23 protein-coding genes are annotated in these 22,038 nt (G+C 38.4%); 16 read left to right on the forward strand and 7 right to left on the reverse strand.

The genetic code is table 11. The features are described 5' to 3' along the window. Nucleotides 1-101 precede the first annotated feature (101 nt). The 9 genes from MLE14_RS04740 (at nucleotide 102) to MLE14_RS04780 (ending at nucleotide 9,521) form a co-directional block, all read left to right on the forward strand. A complete protein-coding gene (locus tag MLE14_RS04740) occupies nucleotides 102-734 on the forward strand; it encodes a helix-turn-helix transcriptional regulator (protein WP_313897608.1) in 633 nt (210 codons plus the stop codon). 19 nt (nucleotides 735-753) lie between these two features. Then, the gene (locus tag MLE14_RS04745; RefSeq protein WP_243297186.1) at nucleotides 754-1,563 is read left to right on the forward strand and encodes a pyruvate, water dikinase regulatory protein; all 810 of its coding nucleotides are present in this window, start codon (nucleotides 754-756) and stop codon (nucleotides 1,561-1,563) included. A gap of 254 nt (nucleotides 1,564-1,817) precedes the next feature. Next, entirely contained in the window at nucleotides 1,818-2,303 is a 486-nt protein-coding gene (locus MLE14_RS04750; protein WP_243297187.1) for a YaiI/YqxD family protein, read from the forward strand. A gap of 79 nt (nucleotides 2,304-2,382) precedes the next feature. Then, nucleotides 2,383-4,200, forward strand: coding sequence for a DNA primase (gene dnaG / locus MLE14_RS04755; RefSeq protein ID WP_243297282.1), 1,818 nt, complete (start codon nucleotides 2,383-2,385; stop codon nucleotides 4,198-4,200). A 34-nt stretch (nucleotides 4,201-4,234) separates the two neighbouring features. Next, nucleotides 4,235-5,371, forward strand: coding sequence for an RNA polymerase sigma factor RpoD (gene rpoD / locus MLE14_RS04760; RefSeq protein ID WP_243297188.1), 1,137 nt, complete (start codon nucleotides 4,235-4,237; stop codon nucleotides 5,369-5,371). Between the two features lie 349 nt (nucleotides 5,372-5,720). Further along, nucleotides 5,721-6,866 carry an acyl-CoA dehydrogenase family protein gene (locus MLE14_RS04765; RefSeq protein ID WP_243297189.1) on the forward strand — a complete coding sequence of 382 codons (1,146 nt, stop codon included), beginning with the start codon at nucleotides 5,721-5,723 and terminating at the stop codon, nucleotides 6,864-6,866. Nucleotides 6,867-7,034: 168 nt separating this feature from the next. Next, complete coding sequence (gene cccA / locus MLE14_RS04770; protein ID WP_243297190.1) at nucleotides 7,035-7,400, forward strand: cytochrome c550; 366 nt, start codon at nucleotides 7,035-7,037, stop codon at nucleotides 7,398-7,400. A gap of 316 nt (nucleotides 7,401-7,716) precedes the next feature. Beyond that, complete coding sequence (locus tag MLE14_RS04775) at nucleotides 7,717-8,421, forward strand: tRNA (adenine(22)-N(1))-methyltransferase (RefSeq protein ID WP_243297191.1); 705 nt, start codon at nucleotides 7,717-7,719, stop codon at nucleotides 8,419-8,421. Continuing rightward, nucleotides 8,418-9,521, forward strand: coding sequence for a Nif3-like dinuclear metal center hexameric protein (locus tag MLE14_RS04780; protein ID WP_243297192.1), 1,104 nt, complete (start codon nucleotides 8,418-8,420; stop codon nucleotides 9,519-9,521). The genes MLE14_RS04775 and MLE14_RS04780 overlap by 4 nt, the downstream gene beginning before the upstream one ends. A gap of 192 nt (nucleotides 9,522-9,713) precedes the next feature. Here the strand turns inward: MLE14_RS04780 and MLE14_RS04785 are convergent, their stop codons facing one another. After that, nucleotides 9,714-10,664, reverse strand: coding sequence for a 4-hydroxy-3-methylbut-2-enyl diphosphate reductase (locus tag MLE14_RS04785; protein ID WP_243297193.1), 951 nt, complete (start codon nucleotides 10,662-10,664; stop codon nucleotides 9,714-9,716). Nucleotides 10,665-10,754: 90 nt separating this feature from the next. Continuing rightward, a complete protein-coding gene (locus MLE14_RS04790) occupies nucleotides 10,755-11,435 on the reverse strand; it encodes a YqfQ family protein (RefSeq protein WP_243297194.1) in 681 nt (226 codons plus the stop codon). Nucleotides 11,436-11,593: 158 nt separating this feature from the next. Here MLE14_RS04790 and MLE14_RS04795 point away from each other — a divergent pair, with 158 nt between their 5' ends. Next, the gene (locus MLE14_RS04795) at nucleotides 11,594-12,910 is read left to right on the forward strand and encodes a DEAD/DEAH box helicase (protein ID WP_243297195.1); all 1,317 of its coding nucleotides are present in this window, start codon (nucleotides 11,594-11,596) and stop codon (nucleotides 12,908-12,910) included. 13 nt (nucleotides 12,911-12,923) lie between these two features. After that, nucleotides 12,924-13,820 carry a deoxyribonuclease IV gene (locus tag MLE14_RS04800; protein WP_243297283.1) on the forward strand — a complete coding sequence of 299 codons (897 nt, stop codon included), beginning with the start codon at nucleotides 12,924-12,926 and terminating at the stop codon, nucleotides 13,818-13,820. Nucleotides 13,821-13,864: 44 nt separating this feature from the next. Here the strand turns inward: MLE14_RS04800 and MLE14_RS04805 are convergent, their stop codons facing one another. Beyond that, nucleotides 13,865-14,119: a DUF2624 domain-containing protein gene (locus MLE14_RS04805; RefSeq protein ID WP_243297196.1), complete on the reverse strand. Its 255-nt coding sequence runs from the start codon at nucleotides 14,117-14,119 to the stop codon at nucleotides 13,865-13,867. A gap of 380 nt (nucleotides 14,120-14,499) precedes the next feature. On the opposite strand from MLE14_RS04805, the gene MLE14_RS04810 reads away from it, so the two are divergent. Genes MLE14_RS04810 through MLE14_RS04820 form a run of 3 tightly spaced genes read left to right on the forward strand, consistent with a single transcriptional unit; the run spans nucleotide 14,500 to nucleotide 16,560 of the window. Further along, nucleotides 14,500-15,255: a metal ABC transporter ATP-binding protein gene (locus MLE14_RS04810; RefSeq protein WP_243297197.1), complete on the forward strand. Its 756-nt coding sequence runs from the start codon at nucleotides 14,500-14,502 to the stop codon at nucleotides 15,253-15,255. Between the two features lie 16 nt (nucleotides 15,256-15,271). Further along, on the forward strand, nucleotides 15,272-16,117 hold the full coding sequence (locus MLE14_RS04815) for a metal ABC transporter permease (protein ID WP_243297198.1): 846 nt from the start codon (nucleotides 15,272-15,274) through the stop codon (nucleotides 16,115-16,117). A 26-nt stretch (nucleotides 16,118-16,143) separates the two neighbouring features. After that, complete coding sequence (locus tag MLE14_RS04820; protein WP_243297199.1) at nucleotides 16,144-16,560, forward strand: Fur family transcriptional regulator; 417 nt, start codon at nucleotides 16,144-16,146, stop codon at nucleotides 16,558-16,560. A gap of 26 nt (nucleotides 16,561-16,586) precedes the next feature. On the opposite strand, the gene MLE14_RS04825 is transcribed toward MLE14_RS04820, so the two are convergent. Beyond that, entirely contained in the window at nucleotides 16,587-17,171 is a 585-nt protein-coding gene (locus tag MLE14_RS04825; protein ID WP_243297200.1) for a 5' nucleotidase, NT5C type, read from the reverse strand. 185 nt (nucleotides 17,172-17,356) lie between these two features. On the opposite strand from MLE14_RS04825, the gene MLE14_RS04830 reads away from it, so the two are divergent. Further along, a complete protein-coding gene (locus MLE14_RS04830; protein ID WP_243297201.1) occupies nucleotides 17,357-17,737 on the forward strand; it encodes a hypothetical protein in 381 nt (126 codons plus the stop codon). Nucleotides 17,738-17,801: 64 nt separating this feature from the next. Here MLE14_RS04830 and ispG read toward each other — a convergent pair whose 3' ends face one another. Together ispG and MLE14_RS04840 are read right to left on the reverse strand one after the other, a co-directional pair. Next, the gene (gene ispG, locus MLE14_RS04835; protein ID WP_243297202.1) at nucleotides 17,802-18,905 is read right to left on the reverse strand and encodes a flavodoxin-dependent (E)-4-hydroxy-3-methylbut-2-enyl-diphosphate synthase; all 1,104 of its coding nucleotides are present in this window, start codon (nucleotides 18,903-18,905) and stop codon (nucleotides 17,802-17,804) included. Nucleotides 18,906-18,992: 87 nt separating this feature from the next. Then, nucleotides 18,993-19,310 carry a hypothetical protein gene (locus tag MLE14_RS04840; protein ID WP_243297203.1) on the reverse strand — a complete coding sequence of 106 codons (318 nt, stop codon included), beginning with the start codon at nucleotides 19,308-19,310 and terminating at the stop codon, nucleotides 18,993-18,995. 164 nt (nucleotides 19,311-19,474) lie between these two features. Between MLE14_RS04840 and MLE14_RS04845 the strand changes: the two genes are divergently transcribed. Further along, nucleotides 19,475-21,208, forward strand: a complete 1,734-nt coding sequence (locus tag MLE14_RS04845) for a methyl-accepting chemotaxis protein (protein ID WP_243297204.1) — start codon at nucleotides 19,475-19,477, stop codon at nucleotides 21,206-21,208. Between the two features lie 34 nt (nucleotides 21,209-21,242). On the opposite strand, the gene MLE14_RS04850 is transcribed toward MLE14_RS04845, so the two are convergent. Next, nucleotides 21,243-22,007: a DUF1189 domain-containing protein gene (locus tag MLE14_RS04850; protein ID WP_243297205.1), complete on the reverse strand. Its 765-nt coding sequence runs from the start codon at nucleotides 22,005-22,007 to the stop codon at nucleotides 21,243-21,245. Nucleotides 22,008-22,038 lie beyond the last annotated feature (31 nt).

The raw sequence follows: 22,038 nt of genomic DNA on the forward strand, positions 1-22,038 counted from the left end.
AATGATGATATCGGCATGTTTTAACTTGTTATAAATATTGACAAAATGGTTTACGTAACCAAAACAAACCACTCTGTAGAATTGAACCGGTTTGGAGTTAGGTGGTGGGGACAATCGAACTAAATAAAAGGCAAGAACAAATCGTACAAATCGTAAAAGAACAAGGGCCCATTACAGGTGAGCAGATTGCAGAACAGCTAAACTTAACCCGTGCTACATTAAGACCGGACCTTGCTATTTTAACGATGGCGGGCTTCCTTGATGCACGGCCAAGAGTAGGCTATTTTTATACGGGTAAATCCAGCAACCAGCTGCTTTCTGACCATATTAATAAGCTGCTGGTCAAAGATCATCAATCCATTCCTGTTGTAGTCAATGAAAATGTGTCCGTTTATGATGCAATCACTACCATGTTTTTAGAAGATGTTGGAACTTTGTTTGTTGTCAATGATAAGTCTTTTTTAACAGGTGTCCTCTCCAGAAAAGATTTGCTTAGGGCAAGTATAGGCAAGCAGGATTTAAATAAGCTGCCTGTTCATATTATAATGACAAGAATGCCTAATATAACCTGGTGTGAAAAAGACGATACGCTGCTAGATGTGGCCTATCGTCTGATTGAAAGACAAATCGACGCCCTTCCCGTTGTGAAAAAGACAGAGAATGGGTTTGAGGTAATAGGGAGAATCACGAAAACAAATATTACGAAGGCATTTGTTGCATTAAGCCGGGATTGACAGATAGGGGGAGAAACGGATGCAATTCCCAGTAATCTATATCGTATCAGATTCCGTCGGGGAAACCGCTGAATTGGTTGCTAAAGCTGCCATCAGTCAATTTAACGGATCTGGTTCCGTAATAAAAAGGATTCCTTACGTTGAGGATGAATCAACGATTGATGAAGTAATCCAGCTGGCTAAAATTAATAATGGCATGATTGTGTTTACTTTAGTTAAGCCTGACATGAGAGCGTACATCAAGGCAGCAGCCGAAAGAGAAGAAATATTCGCCTTTGATGTGATTGGTCCGCTAATGGATCACTTTCATAAACAATATGGGAAAACTCCGTTATTTGAACCAGGGCTCGTCAGAAAGCTGGACGATGATTATTTTAAAAAGGTTGAAGCGATTGAGTTTGCTGTTCAATATGATGATGGCAGAGACCCTAGAGGACTGTTAAAAGCGGATATTGTGCTAATAGGGGTATCGAGAACTTCAAAAACACCTCTATCACAATATTTGGCACATAAGCGCTTAAAAGTGGCAAACGTACCGCTTGTCCCGGAAATTGATCCGCCTGATGAGTTATATCAAGTTGAAAAAGATCGATGCTTCGGTCTAAAGATCAGTCCGGAAAAATTGAATCAAATCAGAAGAGAAAGATTAAAAACATTAGGCTTAAATGATCAGGCAAGCTATGCAAATTTAGACAGAATTAAAAGTGAGCTTGAGCATTTTAATAAAGTTGTTGAAAAAATAGGGTGTCCAATTATAGATGTAACAAATAAAGCAGTTGAGGAAACAGCCAATATTATCATGAATCAAATTCAGCAAAAAAGACTATAAAAGTAAAGGTCGTCTTAATAGACGGTCTTTTGCTTTTGTATGGGAAAAATTTTAACAGATAATCAGTAAAAAATAATGGAATTACCGGCTTTTATGTACTATAATAAAAAATTGTGATAAAAAAACCATATAATAGGTTTAAGGTCAAGCAAGAAAGAATAAACTTATTATTGGTGGATGTCAAGGGGAAATCACAAAAAAAATTCGACAAAACCATATGAGTTTTGTATAAAAAGGTGAGTAAAAGAAGGATAATGGGACATGACGTAGAATGTATTCCTTACCTGCAAAAACCGGTGGTTCTTGTTGACGCGGATGCTTGTCCGGTTAAAAATGAAATTCGACAGCTTTCAAGGCAGTATGGGATACCAGTTCATTTTGTTGCTTCATATGCCCATTATCATCAAAATGATGATGCAAATGAGTGGAAGTTTGTTGATCCGGACAAAGAGTCTGCTGATTTGTTTATCGTCAATCACTCACAAAAAGGTGACTGTGTTGTTACACAGGACATGGGGTTAGCAGCTTCAGTTATTCCAAAAGGAGTGTACGCAATTACCCCTCGCGGAAAAGTAATTAACGATAAGGACCTGGATTCTATCTTGTTTTTTCGTTATGCATCCAATAAGGCAAGAAGAGGTGGTGAAAGAACGAGAGGTCCAAAAAAATTCACGGAACAAGACCGGCAAAAGTTTTGTAAAGAATTTGAACAGATTTTGTCGAAGCTTGCAGGAATTTGAATTTTTTTATCGAATTAATTGTTTGTAAAAAAATGATGAATTACATCGATTTATATCAAAAAAGAGGCAGTTGATGATGATGTCTGAACGATTATCGGACGAATTAATAGACGAAATAAGGGCCTCGGCAGACATAGTTGATGTAATAAGCGAGTATGTCCAATTAAAGAAAAAAGGACGAAACTATTTTGGGCTTTGTCCATTTCACGGGGAAAATACCCCCTCTTTTTCTGTTGCCCCGGATAAACAAATTTTTCACTGCTTTGGATGCGGGGCTGGGGGAAATGTGTTTTCTTTTTTAATGGACATTGATGGTCTGTCTTTTATTGAAGCCGTACAAAAAATTGCCGAACGCACAGGAAAAGATATTCCAGCACTTACTGTTCAATCAGAACACACAAGCCCGAAAAGTGAAAAAGAGAAGCAGCTTTTTGATTTACATGAGTTATTAAATAAATTTTACCATCATTTGCTGGTAAATACAAAAGAAGGTCAAAAAGCGCTTACCTACTTAGAAAACCGAGGGATATCCAAAGATGCGATTGCTGCTTTTCAAATTGGCTATGCTCCCGGGTCATGGGATTTTGTTAAGAACTATTTAGAGAAAAAGGGATTCTCTCATTCCATCATTGAGGAATCTGGGATTATTGTTAGAAGTGCACAGGGTGATCGCACATTTGACAGATTCAGAAATAGAATTATGTTTCCAATTCATGATCATAGCGGAAAAACCGTTGCTTTTTCCGGAAGAGTCATGGAGGCAGACGGAAATGAGCCTAAGTTTCTTAATTCACCTGAGACTCCGATTTTTAAAAAAGGAAACATCTTTTATAATTTCCACCGGGCAAGGCCAGAAATCCGGAAAAAGGATGCCTGTATCCTGTTTGAAGGCTATGCAGATGTTATCTCAGCATTTAATGCAGGAGTCAAACATGGGATTGCTACGATGGGAACCTCATTATCGGAGGAACACATCAGGATTTTAAAAAGAAATGTGTCTACTGCGGTTTTGTGTTTTGACGCAGATGATGCTGGGGTTGAAGCTGCCTATCGGGCTGGAAAACTGTTAGAAGAGAATGGCATCTCAGTCTTAGTAGCCAGCATTCCAGACCAGTTAGACCCTGATGAATTTATTCGCCAATATGGCGGTGAAAAATTTCAGACAGAAGTGGTAGATCGAAGCCAAACCTTTATGTCTTTTAAACTTTCCTATCTGCGGAGAGGGAAAAATCTTATCAATGAAGGAGAAAGGCTTCTCTATATAGAAGAAGTACTAAAAGAAATTTCAAAGCAGAATAGTGCGATTGAAAAGGACCACTATCTAAGACAGCTGGCCAATGAATTTTCATTGTCCTTAGAAGCGTTAAAGGAACAAGAACAACAATATTCGATACAACAGGATAAAAGTCTTCGCAAGCAGCAAAAGCTGATGCCACGGCAAATTACTTCTTTTAGCAAAAGAGAAAAAAAGCTGGCACCTGCTTTTGTAACTGCTGAAAAAATGCTTCTCGCTTATATGCTGCAGAATGACCAGCTAGTATGGGAGGTCCAAAAACTTCTTCACCATCAAACATTTAATATAGATGAACATCAAGCTATTTTTACTTATCTTGCTGCATACTATGAAGAAGGGAACTCACCCGATGTTAGTCAATTTTTGGATTTTATTAAAGACCAATCCATTAAAAGGTTGGTAACTGAAATCAGCTTGATTCAAATCCAAGAGGAACTAACAGAGAAAGAACTGAATGATTATATTATGCAGGTGTTAAAGCAAAAAAAATTGCTAATGATAAAAGAAAAAGAGCGAGAAGAAAGGGAAGCAGAAAGCAGTAAAGATTATGTGAAGGCTGCTAGCATTGCAATGGAGATATTGCAGCTGCGCAAAACGTTATAGGATTTTGTTCTTTGAGTTGGAAGGAGGGGCCGCATTGGCTGAAAAATCAGCGCGTTCCAGAGAAGAAGTTGAAAATGAGGTAACACTTGAACAAGCAAAAGACCACCTAATTGAAATTGGCAAAAAAAGAGGGCACCTAACATACGAGGAGATTGCAGACAAATTATCTTCATTCGAAGTTGATTCGGAGCATTTAGACGAATTTTATGAAGCCTTAGGTGACCAGGGTGTAGATTTACTAGGAGAACATGATGAAGTTGCAGATACAAATGTAGATGTTGTAGATCCAAAAGATGATGAAGAGGAATTCGACTTAAATGATTTAAGTGTTCCTCCTGGTGTAAAAATAAATGACCCTGTCCGCATGTATCTGAAAGAAATTGGTCGAGTGGATCTCCTTTCAGCTGATGAGGAAATAGAACTTGCCGAAAGAATTGAACAAGGTGACGAAGAAGCGAAAAGACGCCTTGCGGAAGCGAACTTACGGTTAGTTGTAAGTATTGCGAAGAGATATGTAGGCCGGGGAATGTTATTCCTTGATTTAATTCAAGAAGGAAATATGGGGCTTATTAAAGCCGTTGAAAAATTTGATTACCGTAAAGGATTCAAATTTAGTACGTATGCTACCTGGTGGATTCGTCAGGCAATTACGCGTGCAATCGCAGACCAGGCCAGAACAATCCGGATTCCTGTACACATGGTTGAAACTATAAATAAATTGATTCGTGTGCAAAGACAGTTACTGCAGGATTTAGGACGCGAACCAACGCCAGAAGAGATTGCAGAAGATATGGATCTTACTCCTGATAAAGTAAGAGAAATTTTAAAAATTGCTCAAGAACCTGTCTCCCTCGAAACACCAATTGGTGAAGAGGATGATTCGCATCTTGGTGACTTTATTGAAGACCAAGAAGCTACATCACCTTCTGAGCATGCCGCCTATGAATTATTAAAAGAGCAGCTCGAGGATGTTTTAGATACACTGACAGACCGTGAAGAAAACGTATTAAGGTTACGCTTTGGGCTAGATGACGGCCGGACGAGAACACTTGAAGAAGTTGGAAAGGTCTTTGGTGTTACACGTGAGCGGATTCGTCAAATTGAAGCAAAGGCATTAAGAAAACTTCGCCATCCAAGCAGAAGCAAACGACTTAAAGATTTCTTAGAATAAACTTACTCAATCTATGAGTAAGTTTATTTTTTTGCACATTAGAAAGTGTAAAATTTTAGCAAATGAAGCATACTCCACGCAGTCAAAATCATTAGAAAGTACGATGGGCAGGAGCACTCAAAAGTGATAAGTGCAAATGCGCATCATGCTTCGCCTGAAAACTCGCCAATTGGCGAGCTTTCTTTTTAATTACCAGTGGTTACTTTATATTTTACTGAATTGTCAGTCATTTTGCAATCGTAGAAATTGGAAATTGATCATATAATACAAAAAAGTTTTAATGTTGTGTAAAAGGGAATTTAAACATATAATAGTATGATGTAAGCGCATACAAAGGGAGGGGTATGAAATGAATTTTGAACTGACTAAAGAGCAGCAAATGATTCAAAAAATGATAAGAGAGTTCGCTGATGAAGAGGTAGCTCCCGGTGCATTACAAAGGGATAATAAAAAGGAATTTCCTCTTTCTATTATGAAAAAACTGGCTGAATTAGGATTAATGGGTCTGCCATTTCCTGAGGAATATGGAGGAGCCGGAGCCGATACAATCAGTTTTGCCATTGTGACAGAAGAATTGAGCCGTGCCTGCGGTTCAACAGGGATCACCTATTCAGCTCACATTTCCTTAGGCGGGGCTCCCATTCATATGTTTGGTACGGAGGATCAAAAACAAAGGTACTTAGTTCCAATCTGTACAGGAGAATCAATGGGTGCTTTCGGTCTAACCGAACCAAATGCAGGATCAGATGCAGGGGGAACTCAAACAGTTGCACGTCTAGAATCCGGGGAATGGGTTATAAACGGTAATAAATGCTTTATTACCAATGCCAGTTACGCTAAGCATTTAGCCTTAACTGCTGTTACGGGACAAAATGATCATGAAAAAGAAATTACTGCGATTATTGTTCCAACAAATGCAAAAGGGTTTAAGGTTATCGATAATTATGAAAAGATGGGATTACACGCTTCGAATACAACTGAATTAGTGTTAGAAGATGTCCGGGTTCCCGAGGAAAACATACTTGGTAAACGCGGAGAGGGATTTCGTCAATTTCTAATCACTTTAGATGGCGGAAGAATTGGGATTGGAGCAATGGCAGTAGGGATTGCTCAAGCAGCCTATGAGAAAGCACTCCAATATGCCTCGGAAAGAAAGCAATTCGGAAGATCACTAAGCCAATTCCAGGCCATCCAATTTAAATTGGCCGATATGGCATTGAAAATTGAACTCGCTCGAAATATGGTATATAAAGCCGCATGGCTAAAAGATCAAGGAAAGCCTTTTTCGAAAGAAGCTTCTATGTGTAAGCTTTATGCTTCTGAGATTTGTATGGAAATTACAAGTCAGGCTGTCCAAATCCATGGCGGAAATGGCTATATGAAGGATTACCATGTGGAAAGATATATGAGAGACGCCAAGCTTTTAGAAATTGGAGAAGGAACATCCGAGGTTCAGCGAATCGTCATTGCACGTGAAATTCTCAAAAATGTATAATAATTGCTTTCCCCCATATGATATGAACAGTAGTATTTTTGTCTATTTCGTGAAAATATAAAGAAAATGGTAAATCTACTTTCCCTTTATAACGTTTTCAAGTAAAATAAATATTGTTTGTACTTATTCCTACCAGAACTACTGTTTCATACATAAGGAGGATCAAGAATGAATCGAAATCCTATAATTCCCTTCGTACTAATCATGGTATTTGGAATTGGTCTTATTTTCTTCCTCTCATTTATCGGATTAGACAACCGGGAGGAGAGAGCTCAAGGAGAAAAAGAAGGTACTGATAATGCTTTATTAGAATTATCACCGGAACAACTCTACCAAGAGGCAGGCTGTATTACCTGTCATGGAACTGATTATTCGAACGGATCGGCTCCATCATTAATTGGGCTTTCAGAAAAGTATTCGGCTGACGATATTAAGGAAATTTTAACAAATGGTTTACCTGGAGGAATGCCTCCAGGACTAGTGCCAGAAGAAAAATTAGACGAAATGGCCGAATGGCTATTAACATTAGAATAAAAAAGGGGTCCTTTGCTTAGTCAAGTAAAGGACTTCTTTTTTACTTTAAGTATAAAATTTTAGCAAAGAAGTAATTTCGGGGCAGTAAAAATTTTTTAGGAATAAAGTACGAAGGTCAGGATTGCCAAGTCGAGCGATTCATTAGGACGTTGCGCATCAAGCGTGATGCGTGCAACCAAGGCCATCGCCTGCTCCTAAAGGCTTGGCGCTAGCAAGTTTTCTTTATAATGTAACTTTGATAAAGTTTAAAGCTGAACCGGGTTAACCGATTGTAAAATATAGGCGGAAATGAAATAATAGCCGAGAGGTGGTATTTTTGAACATAGAACAACTCTCCAAAAGATTAAATGCTGTATATCAATACATACCCAATCAGGCTGTTCTCGCCGATATCGGCTCAGATCATGCCTATTTACCCTGTTATGCTGTACAAACAGGCAGAGCTGTTCGCGCAATTGCCGGAGAAGTAGCGGAGGGACCATTCCGATCAGCTTTGAATCAGGTTACAGAAGCGGATTTATTAAATAAAATAGACGTGCGAAAAGGCGATGGACTTGAGGTTATAAGTCCTGGTGAAGTCAATTGTATTACCATCGCAGGGATGGGCGGAGCCTTAATTAGCCGGATTCTTGAAGAGGGAAAAGATAAATTAACAAAAGATACAAGATTAATTTTACAGCCCAATGTTGGAGGCAATCAAGTTCGAAAATGGCTGGACAAGAATGGGTGGACCATTGTGACTGAACAGATTTTAGAAGAAGATGATCATATCTATGAAATTATTTGTGCCGATTTTCTTCAGGAAAAGAAACAGCACCTAAGCGAAGTGGAACTTTTAATGGGTCCCTTTTTAATTAAAGAAAAAAATCAGGCCTTTATTCATAAATGGCAAGGGGAAAAACAGCAATTGGAACGAGTGCTGCAGTCTTTAGAATTGGCTAAGCCAACCGATGGGACAAATGAGAAAAAGAACAAAATCCGGAACGAACTTAAACTGATTGAGGAGGGATTGCGCCAATGAAAAGTGTAAATGGTCATCAGATTATTGAGCTTTTCGAACAGTTTTCCCCGAAAAAATATGCAATGGAGGGGGACAAAATTGGACTGCAAATAGGAGATTTAAGCAGACACGTCCAAAAGGTCCTTGTGACCCTTGATGTTACAAAAGACGTTGTGGCTGAAGCCATCCAAAAAGGTGTTCAGTTAATCATTGCCCATCATCCTCCTATTTTTAGGCCGCTTCAGAGAATAGAAGGCGGCTCGATCTTTGAAAGTCTAATTAAGCATGATATCTCCGTTTATGCTGCTCATACCAATTTGGATGTGGCAGTAGGAGGAGTCAACGATTTATTAAGTAAACGGCTAGGTTTGCAGAATACAAAGGTATTAGTTCCAACTTATGAAATTCCATTAAAAAAACTGGTTGTTTTTGTTCCTATTGAAAATGCAGATGAGGTTCGAGATGCATTAGGAAAAGCGGGTGCCGGCCATATTGGGGAATACAGTTATTGTTCATTCACTGCCAGCGGAGAAGGTCGCTTTCTCCCAGGCAATGCAGCTCATCCTTATTTAGGAACAGTCGGGAAGCTTGAAACTGTAGCTGAACAAAGAATAGAAACGATTTACCCAGTTTCCATTGAAAAACAAGTATTGAATGCAATGTTTTCTTCTCATCCATATGAAGAAGTCGCTTATGATATTTATCCTCTTGAATTAAAAGGGGAATCACTCGGGCTTGGCAGAGTCGGAACACTTAAGGAACCAATGAGCCTAAGGGAATTTGCTGAATTCGTAAAAAAACAATTAGATGTTTCGATGGTTCGCGTAGTTGGCAGACTGAATGACACAATCAAAAAGGTAGCTGTCCTGGGCGGTGACGGCAATAAATATTATAGGCATGCGATGCGTCATGGAGCAGATGTATATGTGACAGGGGATCTTTATTTTCATACAGCCCAGGATGCTTTGCAGGATGGATTAAATGTGATTGATCCCGGTCATCATGTAGAGAAGGTAATGATTAAAGGTGTTGCAGAAAAACTGGAAGAGCTTGTTCCGAAACAGTGGGATGTACAATTTCTTCCGTCAGAAATCAATACAGATCCATTTCAAATCATTTAAAACTCGCCAACCGGCTAGCCTTGAGGGGCGATGCGAGATGTGCAGCTGCACTTACGATTGAGACGCCACGTCCTTATGTCTAGCTTGACTTATGTCTCATGCCCCACCCAATATTTTAACTGCGTCGAATATTCGTCATGCTAAAATTTTATCTCCTTAACTATAAAAACGCTCGGGATGTCCCCGAGCGTTTTAAGTGGTCTTCAGTTTTTTCACTTTTGGCAGGATCTTTTCTAACGGAACTTTTTTCTCACGGTCCCAAGTAGACGAATCATTTGGATCAAATTGTTCCAGAAAAGTAATTACTTCCTTTGTAATCGGTGTAGGTGTAGAAGCTCCCGCAGTAACGGCGACAGTATCAGCGTCTTTAATCCAATCGATGTTTAACTCGCTAATATCGGAAATACGATAGGCTTTTGTACCGGCAATTTCTTCGGAAACTTGAGCCAATCTATTTGAGTTATTACTTTTCGGATCACCAACCACGATTAATACATCTGCATTTTTTGCCTGTTCGGCGACGGCTTCTTGTCTTACTTGCGTTGCTAAACAAATCTCACGGTGTTTTTCAGCGTGCGGATATTTTTCTGTTACTTTATCCATAATATGGGCTACATCCCATTGACTCATGGTTGTTTGGTTCGTAACGATGATCTTATCTGCCTTGATATTTAAAGCTTCTACATCTTCAACCGTTTCAACCAAATGCACAATTTTAGGAGCCACACCAACGGCACCCTCAGGCTCAGGGTGTCCTTTTTTGCCAATATAAATGACTTGATATCCCTCTTTTTCTTTTTCCCGGATTAAGTCATGTGTCTTCGTAACATCAGGACAGGTTGCGTCAATCGTAACTAATCCCTTTTTCGAAGCGAGCTCCCGTACTTCTGGAGAAACGCCATGGGCTGTAAAAATAACCGTTCCTTTATCAATTTTTTCTAATATCTCTTTGCGGTTTTTACCGTCTAATGTAATGATTCCTTCTTTTTCAAAGGCATCTGTGACATGTTTATTATGGACAATCATCCCCAAAATATAGATAGGACGAGGTAATGTTGGATCTAAACTAGCGTTTCGTGCGATTACCATCGCATCAACGACACCATAGCAATAACCTCTAGGGGTAATTTTTAAGACATTCATAAAAGTCCAATCCTCCTAGATTACAAAGATACTTTCATACCTTCTATTATAAAGGAGGATTCTCTATAAGACAAAAGGGAACCTTTACATCTACACATATAACTTAGGACGGTGACCTTTATTGGAACCCTTTGATGAAGAAGTTTTCTTTTTTGCTTTTTTTATTGAAGTGTTTTTTTGTTTTTTTTGTTTTATTTGCTTTTGCTTAGATTCTTCTGATTCTTCTGCTTTTGCTGTATTTTGGTCATTAGTATCTTGATCGTTGGAATCATCATTATCTGACTTTAGACTGCGATATAGTTTCCACATAGCAGGCAGATTTCGGACCAGTGGTCCATATTGTTCAATCACTGGTTGAATCTGAGATACCGCCTGTATCACGGATTGCGTCTGATTTAAGATATTCATAATACCGCCGGGCTGAGAAGCAGTCTGAAGCAGACCGCCGCCTCTTGCGGCCCCTTCAAATCCCGTAACGGCATTTGCTCCTCTGGCACCGCCTCTAAACAGTTTAGAAAGAAGTCCACCAGACCTGCCTGGATTACCTTGACCAGGCTGACCATTAATTCGGCTTAATAACCCCCCAGAACCGCTTCCTGACAAATTGGCGCCAAATCCGCCTCTTCTGGCTTGATTCATCCCGAATCCGCCTCTTCGCCGTAAATTTCTTGCTGACATGTGCTGACCCATTTGTGGTCGATAAATCATATAAGGATTTCTGCCATATAGTCCTCTTTGTCCCATCATTGGGGGAATCTGTCTTGGAGGCATATCTAGACCCTCCTCTCTTAATTTCAATGCTCTTGATACAATATGCGAAAAATGAGATTTTGGTATTAGTTGAATATACATGTTTATCGTCTTTCGGTAGAGAAATAATAAAATAATAAGTATAATGTAGATTGGGAATCTGCAAAGGAGAAATAATTATGAAAAAACATCCATTTGAACGGTTTCATATTCATCCTGCTTTTGTCCAGGTTATTGATAAAAAAGGGTTTTACGAACCGACTGAAATTCAGGCAAAGGTTATTCCATTAGTTTTAAAAAAAGAAAGCATAATTGGACAATCCCAGACTGGTACTGGAAAATCTCATGCTTATTTATTGCCTGTTCTATCGATGATACAGCCCGACTTAGAATTTGTACAAGCTGTCATTACTGCTCCTACACGAGAGCTGGCTTTGCAAATTTTTGAGCATTTTAAAGAGCTGACCGCTGCATTGCCTGAAGGCGAAAAAATCACTGGCAGATGTCTTATTGGCGGTACAGACAAGCAACGGACAATTGAAAAGCTGGGAACCCCGCCTCAGGTTGTAGTTGGAACACCAGGGAGAATTCTAGACCTTGTCAAAGAGCAAGCCTTAGACATCCATAAAACAAACATGCTTGTCGTAGACGAAGCAGATATCATGTTAGATATGGGCTTTATTCATGAAGTGGACCAACTGGCTGGCCGAATGCCGGAAAAACTGCAGATTTTAGTATTTTCTGCAACGATTCCTGAAAAACTAAAGCCGTTTTTAAAAAAGTACATGGAAAATCCTGTTTATGTGCAAATTGATCCGAAGACCGCATCGCCTAAGAAAATTGATCATATCTTAGTGCCCTTAAAATCGCGTACAAAAGAAAATCTTCTTTACGACATACTGACATCGATCAATCCTTACATAGCACTTATTTTTGCTAATACAAAGGAAAAAGTTGACGAATTTGCTGATGCTCTTACTGAAAAAGGGCTGAAGATTGCAAGATTTCACGGAGGACTTACCCCTCGGGAACGAAAAAGAGTCATGAAGCAAATCCGGGATCTGGAGTACCAATATGTTATAGCAACCGACCTTGCAGCAAGGGGAATTGATATTGAAGGTGTTAGCCATGTTGTCAATATGGAACTGCCAAAGGATCTTGACTTTTATGTGCACCGCACTGGGAGAACAGGCAGAGCGGACCTTTCAGGTATAGCAATAACTGTATATGAGCCTTCGGATGAACATGCGTTGAATGAATTAGAGAAAAAAGGGATTCACTTTCTCTCGAAAGATGTAGTAAAAGGGGAATGGAAGGATATCCCTGACCGAAATCGCAGAAAAAAGAGAGAGCGTACAGAAGATGAAGTCCTAGAGAAAATCTCTGTGAGAGTAAAAAAACCAGCTAAGGTCAAGCCGAGTTATAAGAAGAAAATGAAAGCAGAATTAGAGAAACTAAAAAAAAGAGAAAAACGAAAGATTTCGAAAAAAAAATAAAAAGGGAGAGAGAATTATGTTAATCGGATCTCATGTATCAATGAGCGGAAGTAAAATGTTATTAGCAGCAAGTGAAGAAGCTGTTTCTTACGGAGCTAATACGTTTATGATTTACACGGGGGCACCGCAAAATACGAGGAGAAAGAAAATAGAGAATTTAAATATTGAAGCAGGGCTTGCCCATATGAAGGAACACGGTATTGAAGAAATTGTAGTACATGCTCCTTACATTATTAACATTGGCAATTCTGTTAATCCCGATACTTATCAATTGGGCGTTGATTTCTTGCGTTCCGAAATTGAAAGAACAGAAGCAATCGGGGCAAAACAAATAGTCTTGCATCCTGGAGCCCATGTTGGAGAAGGAGAAGAGGCAGGCATAAAAAAAATAATTGAAGGTTTAAATGAGGTAATCAGTAAGGAGCAAAACGTGCAGATAGCTCTTGAAACGATGGCCGGCAAAGGCTCAGAGTGCGGCAAAACGTTTGAAGAATTAGCTCAAATTATAGATGGCGTAACACATAATGAAAAGCTTTCTATTTGTTTTGATACTTGTCATACACACGATGCCGGCTATGACATTGTTAATGATTTTGATGGTGTACTAGAAGAGTTTGATAAAATCATAGGAGTCGACCGCATCAAAGTCCTTCATATAAACGACAGTAAAAATAGTGTCGGGGCAAGAAAGGACCGCCATGAAAATATTGGCTTTGGTCATATTGGATTTAAAGCGCTCAATTATATTGTTCATCATCCGCAATTTGCTTCCATCCCGAAAATTCTCGAAACACCTTATGTAGGTGAGGATAAAACGAATAAAAAACCTCCTTATAAAAAGGAGATTGAAATGCTAAGGAATCAAAACTTTAATGAGCAATTACTAGAAGATATTATGGCACAGGAATAAGATAGAAGTACAAGGAAAAGTCTTCACATGACTTTTCCTTTTTCTTATTTTGTAAATTGAATGAATAGCTGATTCACTTCTTTTGCAACAGCTGGTCCAGTAATTTTGGCAATTTCTTTAATTAATTGGGCCCGTTCTTTATCGTTAAAAATATTGACACCTTTGCCCCTTACTAAACCGGCTACTTTTTTTGCTTGTTCTGTACTGATCTTTATATTAAATTGCTTGCTATATTTTAAAATATCTTCATACGTAATATTATTTATTTTATAATTTACGACGTTTTCAAATAATTTCATTTTACCACTCCTCCCCACAAAATATATGTAAGACCAAGTTGTCTTGTGACAAAAAAAGGATAATAACAGTGGCTGGAAAAGTGCATTAGAAAGAATCAATTGCATATACCATTTATCGCTTAAATTAAAATTTCAGAAGCCATGGCTGCAGTCATGCATTTGTTACAATTATGGATACACAAGAAACCAAAGGGGGCCAATTTAAATCGGCCAGTCACTAAGAGCAAGTATAAGTAATCTTGCTCTTTTCATTTTTCAAAGACATAAATAGAGATTAGATATCTGGTTTAGATTTAATTTGGTTTACAGAAATCAAGATATTGTGTATACTACGGTTTGTAGTTCTAAATCGGAATGATTACGAAAGAGTGGAATTCGATATGACACAAAACGTAATAGAAATAAACGACTTATCTTATAGATACGATGATTTACCTGTATTAGAACATATAAATTTATCAGTTCCTAAAGGATCCTTTTTAGGACTGGTAGGACCTAATGGTTCAGGTAAATCAACCTTGCTTAAACTAATTCTGGGATTACTGAAACCGCAGGAAGGATCCATCCGCTTGTTCGGAACTGATTCGAAATCATTTAATCAGTATGAAAAAATTGGTTATGTGTCTCAAAAAGCAAACTCTTTTAATAGCGGATTCCCGGCTACTGTTCTAGAAGTGGTGTTAAGCGGACTTACGAAGAAAATAGGATTGTTTAAATTTCCTTCAAAACAAGATAAACAGAAAGCATTAGAAGCGATTCGGGCTGTTGAAATGGATGATTTTTTACATCGGAATATCGGTGAATTATCAGGAGGTCAGCAGCAAAGAGTTTTTATAGCACGTGCAGTAGTCAGCGATCCGGAGCTGTTAATTCTCGATGAGCCGACAGTGGGTGTTGATATAAAAAGAGTCGAAGGCTTTTATGAGTTATTAGAGAGATTAAACCGGAATCATGGGATTACGATGATTCTCGTAACACATGATGTTGGAACCATTACAAGTAAAGTAAGTCACGTCGCCTGTTTAAACAAACATTTGCATTTTCACGGTCAAGCTAAAGAGTTTGAAGCATTGGAACAAACTGCTCTCTCAGGCCTTTATGGGCATGACATACATTTGTTAACGCATCAACACTAAAAATGGGGAAGATTTAATGATATCAAGTATTTTGGAGTATGAATTTTTAAGGAATGCATTCTTGATCGGTGCTATTGTTGGAATCATTGCACCATTGCTTGGGGTATTTATAGTCGTCAGAAGACTTTCTTTGATTGCGGACGCACTTAGCCATGTAACCCTGTCAGGAATTGCGTTTAGTTTGCTTTTAAGTAAATCATTCACCTGGTTTACCGGAGTAAATCCGCTGTATATGGGTATTCTGTTTTCCTGCACTGGTGCATTATTTATTGAAAGGCTTAGAACTGTATATAAACATTACCAGGAGCTTGCCATCCCCATTATTTTATCGGGTGGAATAGGATTAGGCGCGATTTTTATTTCAATCGCAGATGGATTTAATACGGATCTTCTAAATTATTTATTTGGCAGCATTAGTGCCGTAGATCAATCCGATTTAATATTAATTGTAATGATCAGCCTGATTGTTATATCTGCCGTTCTTATATTTTATAAGGAATTATTTTTACTCTCCTTTGATGAGGAACATGCAAAGGCTTCTGGGCTCAAAGCCTCATATATACATGTTCTTTTTATTTTGCTTGTAGCATTAGTTATTGCTGCGTCGATGAGAATTGTAGGGATTCTTTTAGTTTCCGCCTTAATGACGTTGCCGGTAGCAGCCAGTATTCGCATTGCAAATGGATTTAAACAATCCTTGTTCCTATCCATTGTTTTTGGAGAGATTTCTGTTCTTGGAGGATTAGTAAGTGCGTATTATTTGGATTTAGCTCCAGGCGGAACAATTGTTATTTTCTCTGTAATCATTCTGCTTTTTTCAATTGGGTATAAACAATTCAAAACAAAATTGAGAAGAATATGATAAAATAAAGGAAGGTGGTGGGAATCATGAATGTCACACAAGCAATTGACCTTCTTAAGCAAAATGGATATAAATATACAGACAAGCGGGAATATATGCTTGAAAGTCTGGCAGCTCATAATAAATATTTATCTGCTAAAGAAGTGATGGAATTGATGAAATCGGATTTTCCGGGAATCAGTGTGGATACAGTCTATCGAAATTTATCATTATTTTCAAAGCTCGGGATTTTAGAGCAAACAGAGTTTTCAGGAGAAATGAGATTTCGGTTTACGTGTGACCATCATCACCATCATCATCATTTTATCTGTCTCGAATGCGGAAAAACAAAAGAAATTCAATTATGTCCGATGGAGGTACTTCCAGGGAATTTTGAAGATTATACGATCCATGATCATAAATTTGAAGTATACGGCAAGTGTCCGGAATGTAAAAGAGCATGACCCTCATTTAAGGGTTCATGCTCATTTTAATTTCTGTTTTTTGTCTTTAGCCAATTCTGTACCCATTGATTTGTCTCTTCCCATGACTTCACGCGGATTACGCCACTTGGAATCGGCTCTTGGTTATAAGGCGTATCGAATAATAAAACAGGAATCCCGCATTCTAAATGGATATTCACGGCGTTATCATGCTTATCCTCTAAAAATAGGTCAACCTCATATTTTTTGGCGGCACTAATTTTATCATGGGAACCAATTAATTCAATATGATGATAAAACAGATCTTTTTCATCAAACCATTGTTTTGTCACATCTAACAGATGGGAGCTTCTTGCACTAATAAAATATAGTTCAAATTGCTCTTTCCACTGATTTAAAACGTTCTTTGCTCCTTTTGCTAAAGGTGAGCTTATGTAAATTTCAGCTTCTGTCTTCACAAACCAATCATTAAACTCCTCCGGGTTTACTTTTACGGCTTTTGTTAAATCGTATTGTGTAACATCCTCTAATTTTAAGGATAATCCAAATGCTTTATTTATATGAGGTAGCATAGAATTGGGATCGGTTACAGTTCCATCTATATCAATTCCAAAGCGTAATGGTTTAATCACGTGTCTCTTCCTTCCACTTGTCAAATATTCCATTGAACCTTGTTTAAACGTACAAAAAGAAGTGTACCATACCTTTAACGTTTTCTACAGTGTTAATTCAATTTCACTGTTAAAGATTAACATGAGGAAAATCTGAAGTTTTGCAAAAAATATGAGTGCTCCTACTTTGAAAGTGAGGGATGTAAATGGCAGACGAAAGGAAATTCGTCGATCACAATATTGACGTAAGAGATACCAATGAAGAAATTATGGAAGAACGAATTAATAATGGGGACTATTTAGAGGAAGCATCAGCAGAGGTAGCTGCTCCTTTTGCTGCACCTCGGCGCGATGAAAATGAAAGAGAAATTAATCGAAACGAAGAAACAGGTGGAAGAGGAATAGGGTATTTTGGAATTGCCTTATCTATTCTTGCGCTGTTTGTACTACCTGTATTGTTTGGTGCAGCAGGAATTGTTCTAGGATTTATTGCAAGAAGAAGAGGAGCAGAAGGAATCGGAGCAACGGCCATTGGAATTGGCGCTGCAGCGATTATTATCAGTCTTTTCCTAGCCCCATTTTTTTAACGCGTAATTCCTTAATGAGGAGCAATAGAAAAGAGCTTGGTCTCCTGTAGACCAAGCTCTTCTTTTAAGCGTTTTGGGCTTCTGCCTGTTTTTTATAATACTCTTCCGCTAATTGGTCAATTTCCTTCTTCAGTTCCTCAACCATTATTTCTTCTGGTACTTTTCGGACAATCTTCCCTTTTCTAAAGAGAAGCCCTTCCCCTCTGGCGCCTGCAATTCCGATATCAGCTTCTCTCGCTTCTCCAGGTCCGTTTACTGCACAGCCGAGAACAGAAACCTTAATGGGTGCTTTGATTTTTTGGATATATTCTTCTACCTCATTGGCAATGCTGATTAAATCGATTTCAATCCGGCCACATGTTGGACATGAGATGAGTGTCGCTGCATTGGAAGCAAGGCCAAATACCTTTAAAAGCTCTTTTGCAACCTTTACTTCTTCAACTGGATCGGCACTTAAAGAAATTCTCAGTGTATTCCCAATTCCCTTGCTTAGGATGGCTCCTAGGCCAGCAGCACTTTTTATCGTTCCTGCAAAAAGTGTTCCCGATTCAGTGATACCTAAATGCAGCGGATAATCAAAGGCTTTAGCGGCTTTTTCATAAGCCTCAATCGCTAATTGGACATCAGAGGCCTTCATGGACACGATGATATCATGAAAATCCAGATCTTCTAAAATTTTGATGTGATGAAGGGCACTTTCAACCATTCCATCTGCGGTCGGATAGCCGTATTTTTCAAGAATTTTCTTTTCTAAAGAACCGGCGTTAACTCCAATCCGAATCGGAATTCCACGTTCCTTAGCTGCTTTTACTACAGCCTCTACCTTTTCTCTTCTGCCAATGTTCCCAGGATTTATTCGAATCTTATCAACGCCGCCTTCTATAGCCTTTAGGGCTAGGCGATAGTCGAAATGAATATCTGCTACTAATGGAATGTTGATTTGTTTTTTTATTTCCGGAATTGCATCAGCTGCTCTTTCATCTGGCACGGCAACCCGGACGATTTGACACCCAGCTTCTTCTAGACGATGTATTTCTTCAACAGTAGCTTTTACATCATGAGTTTTGGTTGTTGTCATACTTTGTATAAAAAGTTCATTACTTCCGCCAATTGTCAAATTACCAACCTTAACGGGTCTTGTTTTTGTACGATGAATGAGTTCGCTCAAGAGTCATTCGCTCCCTTTCGTCAATTAGAACTTCTAATTACCCATTCATTGTACCAGTCAGATGAGGAAATTGACAAGGATTAGGAATTATTCGCTGTATATAGGAAATTTATATATCTTGCCCGCTTGAATTTTGTCTGGGGTAATTTGATTTAATGAAATAAAATCTTCCACAACCTTATCAATCCCGACCGGTATCGGACTTGTATAGGTTTCTACAATGGTAAGAACCGTATCTCCGCGGTCTACAATATGTTCTACATATGGAATGGCTTCTTCATTTGCTGCAGTTGCTGCTGCTTCCGTCTGTGCTGTTGCCTTTAGCGGAAGTGTACCGACTTTTAAATCATAGTAAAGTGATAGTAAAAACAATAGTACTGCGACTATAGCTGCGACTCGTTTCATCAAAAATTCCTCCCTTGGTCTACTTGTCCCATTTATATGACCGAAGAAGAAAATTATGACTTGTTTCAACACTAAATTTATAAATGATTAACATTTGCTTTACATTGCACTGCCATAATGAGACATGAGAAGAAATTTATAACAGTATTTGAAAGAGGCAGATTATGTTAAAAAAATCTCAACATTTCACAGTACAAGGGTTTACATTTAAAAAACTATCTTTACGTGCCCGTTTAGTAATCTTAATCTTCCCTTTATTTTTAATAAGTGCCAGTGTAACCACCTTAATTACTTTTAATCAGGCCAGAGATAATGGAATTAAACTGATGGAAGAGCGTCTTGAGACAGAGTTGCAATTCATTTATGAAACCTCCCAAAGTTTAATGTATCGCTATGTAGGTGATTCAGAATCATTTAATAAAGAATTAGAAAAAGCGATTAAAAAGCAGGACGCCAATTTTGCGCAGGATGGGTACAGAGGAGAATATTTTATAGTAAGAGATGGAACTGTATCATCGATTGGCTCTAGTAATGTCCGGTATAAGCCTGCTGAATCTGTGTTAGAGCAGATGGAAAACAAAACGAACGGAGTCATACATGACGAAATCAATGGAGCTCCTATTACAATCGGGTTTCAGGAAATTCAGGAAATCAGAGGGAAGTATGTGATTCTGATCCCTCAAGGTGAATATCTGTCTTCGATCTATGAGTTAAGAGAGCTTTTACTATCGATTTTAATCGTAAGCAGTATTATCATTTTTTTAATTATTTTTTTAATTACAAGATCTATAACAAAACCAATCCATACTTTAAGTCAGCACATGTCTAAAATGAATGGGACCAAGCTTCAGCTCTCCGATCTTAATCTTAAAGAAAAACAAAGCAGTCCCGAAATAAGGAACCTCGTCGAAACTTACAATGTCATGATTGGGCAAATGAAAAAAATGATAGAAGAGATCCAGCAGACAAGCAGTCATTTGATTACAGCTGAATCGAATTTAAAATCGAATGCAGACATTCTTAAAGAGGAACAGCTTCAAGTTCAAACAATTTTGCAATATGTTCATAGCGGTGCTAAGGAAACAGCAGCAAGCTCTTATCTGACAACGAAGGAACAAAAAAATATGGCACAGTCTGTTTCTCTTGTAACTGATAAAGTAAATGAAATGATGAGGCAAACAGAGGGATCCACTTCTTATATAGAGGAAGGGAAGTCTACCATGGATGCCATGATAAATGGGACTTTTGATATGAAAGCGCAAATGGACAATATGTCTGGAGCCATCAAAAGCATGGAAGACCAGACTTCAAAAATAGGCGATGTTCTTTTGACGATAAAAAAAATTGCAGAACAAACTAAGCTTCTTTCCTTAAATGCTTCTATTGAAGCAGCGCGGGCAGGAGATGCTGGAACAGGTTTTATGGTAGTTGCTGACGAGATTAAAAAACTGGCTGAACATTCCACCCGAGCTGTACAACAAGTAGGAATGATGACAGACAAAATCGATCAGCAAGCAAAGCAAGTAAGGAATCAATTCCTCATCTTACAAAAGAAATTTGAAAATCAGGATCTAATGGCAAACCAAAGTATTGAATTATTTGATAAACTTTTACAAGATCTGCGTGACATTATGGAGTGGACAATGGATGTAGGCCATGAAGTCAATTCATTACTAGCAGATCTCCCTTCTATAGAAGTCAGAACGGAAGAAGTTACTATGATTGCAGAGAAAACAATCAAATCAGTAGATGATATGAATCTTTACTTTACAAAGCTTGGAGAAAAACTCGATAGGAATGTGGACTTAGCTGAAAAATTATCAGAGCTCTCAGCCAGATTGACTCTGTTGCTTCAAAAATTTGAGATTGACAAAAAAACAGGGCCAGCATCGGAATAGATGCTGGCCCTGTTTTTTTGAATTAGTAAACTGCTTAGTCTGTCTCGCGAATTTCTTTTACTGCCAGATATAAGAATATTAGCGATACACCCCAGTGAATCAATAATGCCCCGGGAACCGCAGTCTTTAAAAAGCCCATAATCATAAAGAAAACGGTTGGCAGCGTTACACTATAGGCCATCATTCGCCAGACTTGACCAAACTTCAAATTCTTGCCTAAGGAGCTAACGACCAAAAGACCAATAGCTGCCAGTATTGTAATTTCGAGAAAATCAATCCCGGCCATAAATACGTACATAATCACAAATAGAATAGGCAAGAGAATCATTGAAATAGAATCAAATGATTGTACCAATGCTTGCACATCTTGCTTCGAGAAAGCAGCTACGTCAATCAATGTATATGGATAATTATCCACAACCCCATTAGATACAATTACAAACTCATTTTGCAAAAGAGCAATAGCATCCTCGTTTGCGTCTAGATTACTAACCTTTGTTTCACCCGTGCTGTCGAAAATGATTTTGAATCCATACCTTTCCAGTATTATGGGCTTTTCTTGCTCTGCATGCAAGGTTCCATTCTCAATTGTAAAGTCAGGCAGATCGTCCTCAATTGTATCAGCAACAGCATCAATTGATTTCGTGATTCCTTCTTGAACATTATAGAAAGTGGGAATGACCGATAGAAGTGCGAGGAAGAACACGTATAAAATGGTTTTTCCGATTTTCTGTAACCGAAAAGAAGCCACATCTTTTGGTGAAAATAAACTTCTATAAAATTGTTTCAAAATGTTCATAAGCCGTCTCCCTTTCCATTGCATCTCTACA

Origin of the sequence: Bacillus litorisediminis (assembly GCF_022808645.1) — a bacterium.
GTDB classification, from domain to species: domain Bacteria; phylum Bacillota; class Bacilli; order Bacillales; family JC228; genus Bacillus_BF; species Bacillus_BF litorisediminis.